We start from the raw sequence: 11449 nt of genomic DNA, 5'->3' as shown, positions 1-11449 counted from the left end.
TGCCGGCACCCTGGCCACATTTCTTCTTTTGCTCACTCAATTATCCGGCCGGAAGTGGGGAAGCCTGGGCGGCTCAAAGCCTGATTTCTTGAAAGACCTCTCCCAAGTATTTGAGCAGGGACAGAACTTAAAGCGTTTTCTGGTCATCTCTGCCTTCACTTTTCTACCGCAAGGGATGGTAATCCCCTTCACTCATGTCTTTGCCCGTGAGTTAAAATAGGAATTCCATATCCACATCTCAAACTTTATTTGGTTAGTACCCCGGGAAAAAGAAATGCCTTGGCGACTCGGTGAGAGAAGAATAAGAATGAGGTCAGGAGGAAGAAGGGCATAGAAGGGGAAAGGAACCAAATTTTTTCTTGCCTCTTGGGGCTTGCTATCTTGGGTTCGACTTGCTAATATTTAGTTGCCATGGAAAATAGATATTATAAAATTCGCGCAGATGAGAAAAGAGTCATTGTAGAGCGCATCACGGCCTATATCAAAAACCGGCCGGATATTCTTTTTGCTTATTTACATGGTTCGTTTTTCTCCGGCGATCGATTCAGAGATATTGACATCGCCATCTACCTGAAGCCTCCTTTTTCACCTTCGCTTCAGGTTGAACTTGAAATGGAGGCGGAATTAGACAAAGAGGTGAAAAAGTACCCGGTAGAGGTTCGGGTCTTGAACAACGCTCCTCTTTCCTTTCGGTACAACGTACTCAAGCATGGAAAGCCGATCGTTGTGGTTGATGACGACCTGCGTTGTGATTTTATGGAGGCGACCCTGAGCAATTATTTCGACTTCGCTCCTTTCCGGAAAATGTACCTCAAGGAGGCGATGGGATCTGGAATATAACCCCGACAAGGTGAGAAAGATTACCTCCGAAGTGCTTTCTGCCCTTCAAAGGTTGGAAGACCTAAGAAAGCTCTCTGAGGAAGAGTTCGCTGCCGACCCGCACAAGGTGGCGAGCGCTAAATACAACCTCATTGTGGCCATCGAAGGGGCGGTAGACCTAAGCAATCATATCATTTCCAAGAACGGATTCCGCACGCCCGAAGACTACGCCGATACCTTCAGAGTCATGGAGGAAAAAGGAGTTTTCGATGCGGAATTTACCAACTCTCTAATACAGATGGCGCGGTTCAGAAACAGACTTGTGCATATTTATTGGGATATCGACGATGCAGAGATCTACAGGATTATCCAAACCAGGCTGCAGGATATCAAACAGTTTTTAAAGAAATTCGGAAATTTTATAGGACTATAAGCGGAAATGTTTTGGGGCAAAAGAAAGGGGTTGCCATCCATGATAAAGGCTGGCAGCCCCTTAACATTAGGTGGAGCCGACGGGGAGAGTTGAACTCCTGTAAAATGGGGAACAAACCTCAACTATCTCTCAACCCCACCCTTAAATTATTTGGATCGGATAAGATTTTCAATTCTCCGTGCGACTCACAAAGCGATATACACCCAAAATTGAAAAGAGTGAGTCTGCTGGGGGAAAGGATTGCGAGATGAAGATAAAATTACGCGTGGCTTCTATTTTTTTATCGACCCTTCCCGTTCTTCTGCTTTTGAATGCCTGCGAAAAAGTGAGTTCAATACCTGTTGCCGAGGAGAAGGTTTATAACGTACAGGTCCGGGCAGCGGAAAAAAGACCTCTCCGGCCCTTCGTAGAAGCCATTGGCAATTTAAACCCCTATGACGAGGTAACGGTAAGCACAGAGGTCGATGGGATTTTAAAGGATCTAAAAGTGGACGAAGGAACCAAGGTTTCCAGGGATATGCTACTGGCCGTGATCGATGACACGGATTATCGTCTGGAAACGAAAAGGGCCGAGGCCGTCTTGGAGGGTGCCGATTCCCGGCTACAGCAACTCTTAACCGGTGCCCGTCCTCAAGAAATTCAACTGGCGAAGGCGGAGGTGAATCAGACCCTGGCCGATATGGAGAAACGGAAAGCGGATATGGAGCGGGCCAAAAAGCTTTATCAGGATAAATACATCTCCGCCCAGGAATGGGATTCTGCCCGAACCGCATACGAGGTAGCTGTTGCCTACCATAAAAAGGCCAAAGAAAATTATGCTTTGGTGGTCGAGGGACCCCGCCAGGAAGAAATCGCCGCCGCTCGCGCCCAATTAGACCAATCCCAGGCCGCCCTCTCTCTGGCCCGCCAAAAACTCAGCAAGACCAAGATCTTTTCTCCCCTGGCTGGAATCGTCCGGGTCCGGAAGGTTTCCAAAGGGGAGTTGGTGAAAAATGGTACCCCTCTTTTTGTGATCATTCAATCAAACCCCATCAAGCTTCGTTTTACTATGACGGAAAGAGACGTGGGAAAAGTAAAGAACGGCCAGGATGTTTCCCTGCGGGTGGATGCTTTTCCCGAAAGAGAATTCAAAGGGGAAGTCACCACCATTTATCCGAGCCTGGAGGAAAAAACCAGGACCCTTTTGGTGGAGGCCTTGGTTCCGAATCCTGAAGGAATTTTAAAGCCAGGCCTTTTTGCCAAGGTTATCCTGTATACCGGGCAGGCCAAGGAAACGGTGGTGATCCCGGTAACGGCTCTTTTATACGAGGAAACCAAAGTTAAGGTGTTCGTGGAGGAAAAAGGCCACGCCAAGGAAAAGGCTGTGCAAGTGGGCAGTAAATACGGCGAGTTTATGGAAATTGTGGAGGGTTTACAGGGAGGCGAAAAAGTTGTGGTCGCCGGCCAGCAGAATCTTTCCGAGGGGGGAAAACTCAATGTGGCTCGCTGATACGTCCATTAAGCGACCGGTCTTCGCCACGATGCTGATCATGGCCCTCGTCGTCTTCGGCGTGGTGAGTTACCCCAGTATCGGCGTGGACCTGTTCCCCAAGGTTGACTTCCCAATCGTCAACATCAAAACGATCCTGCGCGGAGCGAGCCCCGAAATCATGGATGTGGACGTCACGGATAAGATCGAGGAGGCCGTCAACACCATAAACGGGGTCAAGACCATCAGCTCCATGAGCGCGGAAAGCGTGTCCGTGATCACCGTGGAGTTCGTTCTCGAAAGGGACATCGATTTGGCCGTGCAGGACGTTCGAGAAAAGATCGCCGCCATCAGGTCCAAATTGCCCAATGACATCGACGAACCGGTCATCGAAAGAGTCGACCCTGATGCTTCCCCGGTATTATGGATGGCCCTTTCGGGCCAAAAGTCCGTTCGGGAGCTTTCCACCTATACGGATGAGGTATTGAAAGAACAGCTGCAACGGGTCAACGAAGTCGGCGCCATCCGGATGGGGGGCCTGCGGTTGCGGCAGGTGCGCATCTGGCTGGACCGCTACAAACTCGAGGCCTATAAGCTGACCGCCCACGACGTTTTGCGGACTCTGCAACGGGAGAATGTGGAGTTGCCCGGGGGAAGGATTGAGAGCACCACGAAGGAATACTCGGTAAAAATTAAAGGAGAAGTTCCGAACCCCCAGGAATTCAATGACCTGATCGTAGGATACTACAACAATGCTCCGGTCAGGCTCCGGGACATCGGGCGGGCGGAGGACGGGATGGCGGAGAAGCGCTCCATCGTCCGGTTTAACGGAGTTCCCGCGGTGGGGTTGGGGGTTCAGAAACAGTCGGGAACCAATACGGTCGAGGTTATCAATCGGGTGAAAAAGGAGCTGGAGCGGATCAAAACCACTCTCCCTGCGGGAATGAAATTGGAGATCGCCTTCGACCAATCCGACTTCATCAACCGTTCCGTCCGGGAAGTACAGCATCACTTAATTTATGGGGGGTTCTTTGCCACGCTGGCGGTGTTGCTCTTCTTAAAGAGTCTGAGCATCACGCTGATTAGCGCCTTGGCCATCCCGATTTCGGTCGTGGCCACCTTTGGCATCATGCGGGCCTTCAATTTCACCTTCAACAACATGTCCATGCTGGCTCTCTCCCTTTCCATTGGGATCCTCATCGATGACGCCATCATCGTCGTGGAAAACATCCACCGCCACATCGAAGGGGGCATGTCCCCCCAGAAAGCCGCGTCCTTTGCCAGCTCCGAGATCGGCCTCGCCGTGTCGGCCACCACCCTGGCCATCATTGTCATATTTCTTCCGGTAGCCTTCATGAAAGGGGTTATCGGAAGGTTCTTCTTCCAGTTCGCCATGACGGTCGTTTTTGCAGTCATGGTATCCTGGTTTGTTTCCTTTACCCTTACCCCCATGCTGGCATCGCGATGGCTGAGGTCGTCCCGGAACCATGTCCCCGAAAAGGGGAAAAGACGGTTCGATGCCCTGGGTTGGTTTGATCGATTCTATAAGAAGTCGGAAGGGGCCTATAAGAAATTGCTGGCCCTGGCGCTGCGGCACCGGGCTGCGGTCTTGGGACTGGCTCTGCTGGCCTTTCTGGGCGGCCTTGCGATCACCAATTTTTTAGGAAAGGAATTCATCCCCCCGGAAGACCAGGGCCGGTTCATTATCCGCATGCAGGCCCCCGTGGATTATTCCGTTGACGCCGCCGATGGAATGTTTCGGAAAGCAGAGGAAATTCTCCGCAAATTTCCGGAGGTGGTCTCCACCTATTACGCCCTGGGAACAGGGACCACCGAGGAAATCAACAAGGCCGTCCTGTTCAGCAGTTTGAAACCGAAAGCGGAGAGAAAGAAAAAACAGGAACAGATCAAGAAGGAGGTCCGCAAGGCGCTGGCCTCGATCATCGGGCTGAAAGTTTCGGTGGAAGATGTGGCCATGATCGGAGGCGGTCAGAGAATGGTTCCCATCCAGTACAGCATCCGGGGAAGGAATCTAAAAGAGCTGGAAACCTATTCCCGTGAGGTCACGAATCAGTTTTCCAAACTTCCGGGGATTGTAGACGTGGATACTTCTCTGGAGGCCGGAAAACCGGAAAGTCGAATCCTCATCGACCGCAACAAGGCCGCTGACCTGGGCGTGGACATTGGCAGCGTAGCCGAGGTGATCAACATCCTCATCGGCGGCGAAGTGGATGTGACCAAATTCAAAGATGAAGCGCGGGGCCGAAGGTACGACGTCCGAGCCAGACTCTGGGCCGAGGGTAGAACCAACCCCGAGGATATCGGCCGGCTTTATGTGCGCTCCCGAGATGGGAGACTGGTGGAAATCGCCAACATCGTGAAAATCCAAGAGGCGGGGGGGCCGAGTATTATCAACCGGGTGGACCGCCAGAGGGCTATCACGCTCTTTGCCAACTTGGAAAGCAAGCCCTTAGGCCAGGCAAAAAATGAGTTGGATGCCATTGCCACGAAGATCCTCCCTTTTGAATACTCGGGAAGATACAAAGGAATGGCCGATACCATGGGGGAATCCTTCGAGTTTTTAATGTTTGCCTTGGTTCTCGGCATCGTCATGGCCTACATGGTTCTGGCTGCCCAGTTTGAAAGCTTTGTCCAGCCGTTCATTATTTTGATGTCCCTGCCTCTTGCTTTTATCGGGGCTTTCGGCGCTCTTCTTCTAACCGGGCGGACACTCAATATTTTCAGCTTCATCGGGCTCATTCTCCTGATGGGCCTGGTAAAGAAGAACGCGATCCTGCTCGTGGATTACACCAATACCCTGAGACAGAGGGGGTTGGCGAGGAGGGAAGCGATATTGGAAGCGGGTCCCGTGAGATTGAGGCCGATTCTGATGACCACCTTTGCCATGATTTTCGGGATGATGCCCGTAGCCCTGGGTGTCGGGGAAGGCGCCGAAACTCGTTCGCCCATGGGAATCGCGGTGATCGGAGGATTGCTCACCTCCCTTTTCTTGACGCTCATCGTGGTGCCGGTGGCCTATGATGTGGTTGACGCTTTCCTCGCCAGATTTCTCAAGAGAAAAGAAGCAATAGAGGTTGCGCCCCCAGTGGGAGGTGCAAAGTAGTTAAAGCCCTATCAAAGACCCTGGCGATGACGGAAAGATACCTCACCCTGTTTCCCTGGGCCCATTTTCGCAAACACAAAGGGGCTGTCAAGGTCCATACCCTCATGGATTTGCGGGGAAGCATTCCCTGTTTTATCCGCATAACTCATGGCAAAGTTCACGATGTCAATATTCTCGGGTATTCCGGGGACATAATAGAATGGCACTAGTTTAAGGTTAAGAGGGGCTATTACCTTCGCCTTTTTACGCTTTGTGTGTCATTTTCAAGTCGTTGTATGGAAATTTGCATCATCTCACTAAGGATTTGTTCAAGTTTTCGCTTATTATCGATGGCCTTTCGGAATAAATCGACCTGAGCCTCCGAGAGATTCACCGTAATCGTCTTTCCGTTTACTTTTCTTGTCCATTGATAATAGGGGCCATATTTCTTCCGATCGATTTGCTTTTTGGAAGCCTGCCCGATGATCGTCCTTTCGGTGATGGTTCCCGGTAGTACCCGTCCCATGCGACTTAGCTGATCGGCGAGCTGCGCGTACCGTTTTTTCAGATTCTGTTGAGAGGGTCTGTCCATTTTACGTTTGAATATTATCATGGTTTATGCTACAAGTATTATACCTTGTAGCATAAACCAGACCCCATTGCCAGGAGATTCTTTATGCCCTCCGGATATCGCCTCTTGCAGAATCAGATCACGCGCCTAAGAACAAAAACCGTCGACGAGATCCTGACCCTTTGGGGTCCATGGACTCACCTCACCGAGATATTGGGAACCCCCAAAAGAATGCGGCTCTTTCCCCCCTCACAAACATTCTGGTTGTTCCTCTCTCAGGTTCTGGAGGCCGATCACTCCTGCCGAACGGTGGTCCGGAAATTTTTATTGTGGCTGACCCTGAAAACGGGAAAGAACGCCTCGCCCAACACCGCCTCCTTTTGTAAAGCCCGGGCGCGATTGCCTCAAAAAGGTCTCGAATCGATCCACCGGCGGCTGACCAACGAGATTGAGGCCCAAACCACGGATGATTTGTTATGGCGGCAACGCCGGGTCAAAATCGTGGACGGCACCGGTCTGTCTATGCCGGACACAAGGGCCAATCAAAAAATCTATCCCCAATCCAAAAGACAAAAACCCGGATGCGGCTTCCCGGTAATGAAACTCGTCGCGGCCTTTTCCCTGGCGACCGGCACGATCATCGGCTTCGTAAAAGGCACGCTGCATGACGCCGAACGGATTCTCTTTAAAAATCTTTGGGGCCTTTTCGAACCGGGAGACGTCGTCCTAGCTGATTCCGCTTTTTGCAGCTATGCCGATTTTTATTTCCTGTCACAGAGGCGCGTCGACTGCGTCATGGCCAATCATCATCGCCGCACCAAAGGTCTCGAATTCGTCAAGTCCCTCGGCAAGGAAGATCGGCTGCTTTATTGGATAAAAATGAAGCCTTGCCCGACCTGGCTCGAAAAACGCCAATGGGAGAAGGTGCCGGAGAAACTCTTGATCCGGGAAGTCAGCTTTAGCGTGACCGTCAGGGGCTTTAAAACAAAGAGGATAACCTTGGCCACCACGCTTTTAGATCAACGCCAATATCCCAAAGAGGACCTGGCACAGCTTTATCGACGCCGATGGATAGCAGAGTTATATTTGCGGGATATTAAAATCACCATGGGCATGGACATCCTCCGATGCAAAACCCCGGACATGGTGCATAAAGAACTGATCATGTACATTATCGCCTACAACCTGATGAGAGCTTTGCTTCTTCAAAGCTGCATAATTATGCAGGTCCAAATGGATCGCCTATCCTTCAAAGGTGCCTTGGCCATATTGCGACAAGCAAATCCATCTATGCTCCTGCTAATACGGACCCGGAAAATCGAAAAAAGTTTACACAAAGCGGTCCTGTTCATAATCGCAAAAGACATCGTGCCTGACAGACCAAATCGACAGGAACCGCGAGCGCGAAAACGAAGACCTAAAAATTATCAGCTCTTAAATAAACCAAGAAGTCAATTCCGGGAAATACCCCACCGCAATAAATACTCGAAACCCTTAAACTAGTGCCATTCTATGGTGTCCGTGGAATTCTATAAAACAAAATGCAAACTAAATAGACCCCCGCAACCCAGACGATTTTTAGGCAATGTTTAGGTTAAGCTATGCGGATCTTTTTTTATGGAAACCCTCATTGACTCCCTGTGCTAACTTCTTCAATTTTTCGAGGGTTTCGTTGAACTCATCAAATATCCTTGCCCCTTTGATCATATCTTGAACCAACCTGTACCGATGCTGCTCCCCAATTTCATTTTTCAGGATAGACGCGACAGCCTCGCCGGTTGAATCGCTCCCTATCGCCCCCATATCGCGTCCCAGGAGCCTGATACCGGCCATAACCAGATCGAAATCCTCCGCCTGCAGAAGCTCATCTTCTTTTTCGAACAAGCGTTCTTCATTCCCCGCTCCAGCGTAGTGATCCATCAGGAATAGCAGATCCTCGGCGTCCTTGGGCCGCTCCGGGTAGCGATCATGCCAGGAGATGACCTTCATCAGCACCATTCCTGGAATCGTCGGCACCTTTACGTCAAGCACCGGCTGGTCACTCAATCGCAGGGTCATGGCAGATTCATAAGCCTCCTGAAAACCCATGGTGGACATAAACACTTCATGCTCAGGCGGCCAGCTGATCTTCCCCTGGCCTTCGGCGACCCCACCGAACGGCACAATGTCCACTCGATACAAACCTGCCCGGAATGATTGAGGCTCCTGGGCTGCGGCAAACTTCCCCGTAGCAAGAAGTGCGTCGGAAAGCCGTTGGAACTCATTCCATCCGGTCACCTCTACGCCGATATCGAGATCGCGCGTTCCCCGGGCCGGCCGGATGGCGTGACAGTATTCGAGCACAATGTCCCTGGCCATCGCCCCGACCATGAAAAAGCGGATGCCCAAGGTAGTGGCGACTTGGTTCACCACCTGGAGCACTTCCACCAAGGAAGAATCAAGCTTCCCTGACAAATTGTACGATATGCCGGTCATAGATCATCCGGGCGGTTTCGAGATTACGCTGGTTTCCAGTCGCCATCAGGTCGGCATACACGAGCAGAGGATGCACCATATCTTTGTTAGGCGGAATGGCATCAGGGCGCCAGAAACGATGGAGAAATTCCACATCCCCAGCCGGATCCTTCTTTAATTTGTGCGGGATCAGAAAAGCCGCAAGATTGTCTTGATCTATATAAACCGTTATTTCCTGCGGATTCAGATGCCCGGTAAGCTTCAAGGCGGCCACTTCGCCCCCCCAATGAGCACGGTCCGGGTCCAGCTCCGCGCTCTTCCACCACCCTGCCGCTCCCCGATAGTGTCCAAGCGTTAACTTTGGCCGAAGCTGCTCGGCATAACCCGTTATCCAGCGCTCCAGCAGCCGCTCTTTGTTGATGAGCCGGATTTCGCGTCCCTTCCCCTTGCCGGTTACTAACAGGAAACCCAGTTCCTTGAGCTCCTGCATAACCCAGTTCACCATTCCGAGGGCTACCTCCGCTTTCGCGGCTATCGTCCGATACGGCAGGTTTTCCTGGCCGGGATTGCAGAGAAGGACAAACAACACTCGTATGCCGGTTTGCTTGAAAATTCGACCGATCACAGGGGCTTTCTTCAGGGCGGGATTCCTGTTTCCTTTGATGAAGATATACAACGGAGGGCGGTTGACAAAAACATTTCCGGCTTCATCCATGAACTGGATCCCGTTCTCCCGCAGCTTGTCGGCCATTGTCTCAGTCACGCGCCGGGCCACAAGGATGAAATTTTGGGGCTGGTTGGGCCTTATCAAAGGAAGCAGTGCATCCGTCGGGGTTATCACGGCCTTAACTTCAGGAACAAGATTCAGCCTCTTGCCATGAGCTCGCAGCGCAAGAGCTCTGGCGTTGGGCTGCCCGATAACCTCCAGCGGCAGCCCCGTCATCCGCGTGAAGGCATCGCAGGCATTTTGGATTATGCCTTTTTCATTTTCAAGTTTTCGCATACTCAGTTCATATTATATTCTTGTTCATTTATTGTGAACATATCATTTTTGTGAACCTAATGTCAAGAAAAAAATGCCCCCACGCCTTATTTAAACCTCGGGGTCAAATGCCCTCCAAATGGGTACTAAAATTCTACCCGGCCCTTCGCATGGCCTCCCTCGAAAAGTTCAGCGCCGACGGCGAGCCGCTCCCCCTTCTTGTAGACGATGCGCTTGTCAACTTCGACAACGCCCGCGCCCGGGCAGCCCTGAAAGTTTTGGGAGAACTGGCGGCAGCTACCCAGGTAATCTTCTTCACCCATCATCAACATATGGTCCACCTGGCAGGAGAGGCCGTAGGCGGAGAGATCCTTCATATCCAGGAACTTGCTTAGAGCAGAGTAAAAGAAGAAGCTGGAAGCGTATCTGATGTTTTTCTCCGTACGCATACAGATTGCCTAATTTCTATTTCGGGGAATAGAAAATGAGTATGGTATCCCCAGAATTCCTGCACATTTTCCCCTTAGAACCGCATTTCCGACAGCGAAATTGATATCCTAAGGTAAAAATAAACTCGTTTTTATGATCATTACTTTTCAAAATCAAGGGATTATCTTGGTCCGACCCCAATTAACAATACTTTTCGCCCATCCCTGGTATGTCTGTAGAGTTTTAGAAGAATAATGCCGAAGATGGATTTCATCCGCCAGCCGGGAGTATTCTGCTTTCCAAGAAGCCCCGTACCCCAGTCCCAGTTGAGAAGGAGGGGCGGACTCAATCGTGTTTTGCGGTTTTGCAACAGTCTTTCCTAACGGGTTGACATTGTTTGAGGTGCTGTGTAGAATCGATGATGAGACGGAATCAGGAGAGGGAGGCGGTGCGACCTCTTTATATTGAATCGGCGCAGCAGGCGCCTCGCGGAGAGAAAGGTGTGTCTTGTCGTTGAAAGTGATGCTGGCCGGATGACTGGCAGGTTGGGGTGGCGTCACTTTGTCGGGGAGGATCGCTGTATTTTGAATTTCGTAATACAGCGTAATCGCTATTGATGCCTGTTCTTGTTGCGCCGTTGTTTGCTTCTTTTCCTGTAATTTAAGGATAAACCGGGGCAGGCTGTTTTTATCTATGTGAGGGAAATGATATTTACTGCAAAAGTCCAGATAATATTGAAGCCATTTTTTATACTGCCCTTTCAAGTTGTTGGGGATGGACTCGTTCCGCAGACGCTCTTCAAATTTTGATTGTAATGCAGACGGAATTGCCAGCATGTGGAATCCTCCATCTTCTTCATAATCTTTATATTGATATGATATACGGAAAGACAAAAATAAATGGTTGTGAAAAAATTGCCAAGAGATTATGTGTCATTTTAGAATACTTACAAAGGGATAGGGGAAGCCGGTAGTCCGCGAGTGCAAAGACAACAGATAAATGGTCATTGCATAGAGCCCTGAAGATTCCCGTGGGGCGTGGAGTTATCCGGAAACTTTAGAATAACTTGGTCGCGCCGCGCTGCGCGCGTCGCGAACGCCGAGTTGAGCGGCCCTTCGGGTCCGCTCGCCCGACTTGTTTTTAGCAAGAAGACCGCAAACCGCTTCGCGCGCTGATTCGCGCGTCGCGAA

General features: G+C 50.8%; 11 protein-coding genes and 1 pseudogene. 8 read left to right on the top strand and 4 right to left on the bottom strand.

The window, feature by feature from the left end:
- The 6 genes and pseudogenes from Q7V48_06660 to Q7V48_06635 form a co-directional block, all read left to right on the top strand.
- On the top strand, positions 1-220 hold a 220-nt coding region (locus tag Q7V48_06660; protein ID MDO9210415.1), incomplete at its 5' end, for a hypothetical protein.
- Positions 221-411: 191 nt separating this feature from the next.
- Entirely contained in the window at positions 412-840 is a 429-nt protein-coding gene (locus tag Q7V48_06655) for a nucleotidyltransferase domain-containing protein (protein ID MDO9210414.1), read from the top strand.
- Between the two features lie 10 nt (positions 841-850).
- Positions 851-1252 carry a DUF86 domain-containing protein gene (locus Q7V48_06650; GenBank protein ID MDO9210413.1) on the top strand — a complete coding sequence of 134 codons (402 nt, stop codon included), beginning with the start codon at positions 851-853 and terminating at the stop codon, positions 1250-1252.
- Positions 1253-1499: 247 nt separating this feature from the next.
- Positions 1500-2741: an efflux RND transporter periplasmic adaptor subunit gene (locus Q7V48_06645; GenBank protein MDO9210412.1), complete on the top strand. Its 1242-nt coding sequence runs from the start codon at positions 1500-1502 to the stop codon at positions 2739-2741.
- Entirely contained in the window at positions 2728-5844 is a 3117-nt protein-coding gene (locus Q7V48_06640; protein ID MDO9210411.1) for an efflux RND transporter permease subunit, read from the top strand. Before Q7V48_06645 ends, Q7V48_06640 begins: the two co-directional genes overlap by 14 nt.
- A 41-nt stretch (positions 5845-5885) precedes the next feature.
- Positions 5886-6026: pseudogene (locus Q7V48_06635) on the top strand (IS4 family transposase).
- A gap of 47 nt (positions 6027-6073) precedes the next feature.
- Here the strand turns inward: Q7V48_06635 and Q7V48_06630 are convergent.
- Positions 6074-6436 carry a hypothetical protein gene (locus tag Q7V48_06630; GenBank protein ID MDO9210410.1) on the bottom strand — a complete coding sequence of 121 codons (363 nt, stop codon included), beginning with the start codon at positions 6434-6436 and terminating at the stop codon, positions 6074-6076.
- Positions 6437-6499: 63 nt separating this feature from the next.
- On the opposite strand from Q7V48_06630, the gene Q7V48_06625 reads away from it, so the two are divergent.
- The gene (locus Q7V48_06625; GenBank protein ID MDO9210409.1) at positions 6500-7897 is read left to right on the top strand and encodes an IS4 family transposase; all 1398 of its coding nucleotides are present in this window, start codon (positions 6500-6502) and stop codon (positions 7895-7897) included.
- Positions 7898-7993: 96 nt separating this feature from the next.
- On the opposite strand, the gene Q7V48_06620 is transcribed toward Q7V48_06625, so the two are convergent.
- Together Q7V48_06620 and Q7V48_06615 are read right to left on the bottom strand one after the other, a co-directional pair.
- Positions 7994-8869, bottom strand: coding sequence for a nucleotidyl transferase AbiEii/AbiGii toxin family protein (locus tag Q7V48_06620; protein ID MDO9210408.1), 876 nt, complete (start codon positions 8867-8869; stop codon positions 7994-7996).
- Positions 8832-9851, bottom strand: a complete 1020-nt coding sequence (locus Q7V48_06615) for a type IV toxin-antitoxin system AbiEi family antitoxin (protein ID MDO9210407.1) — start codon at positions 9849-9851, stop codon at positions 8832-8834. Before Q7V48_06615 ends, Q7V48_06620 begins: the two co-directional genes overlap by 38 nt.
- A 107-nt stretch (positions 9852-9958) precedes the next feature.
- Here Q7V48_06615 and Q7V48_06610 point away from each other — a divergent pair, with 107 nt between their 5' ends.
- On the top strand, positions 9959-10225 hold the full coding sequence (locus Q7V48_06610) for a hypothetical protein (GenBank protein ID MDO9210406.1): 267 nt from the start codon (positions 9959-9961) through the stop codon (positions 10223-10225).
- Between the two features lie 207 nt (positions 10226-10432).
- On the opposite strand, the gene Q7V48_06605 is transcribed toward Q7V48_06610, so the two are convergent.
- The gene (locus tag Q7V48_06605) at positions 10433-11095 is read right to left on the bottom strand and encodes a hypothetical protein (GenBank protein MDO9210405.1); all 663 of its coding nucleotides are present in this window, start codon (positions 11093-11095) and stop codon (positions 10433-10435) included.
- Positions 11096-11449 lie beyond the last annotated feature (354 nt).

This window comes from Deltaproteobacteria bacterium (assembly GCA_030654105.1).
In the GTDB taxonomy this organism is placed as follows: Bacteria; Desulfobacterota; SM23-61; order SM23-61; family SM23-61; genus JAHJQK01.
The sequence above is the reverse complement of the archived record's forward strand: the minus strand, read 5'-3'. Positions and strand labels throughout refer to the sequence as shown.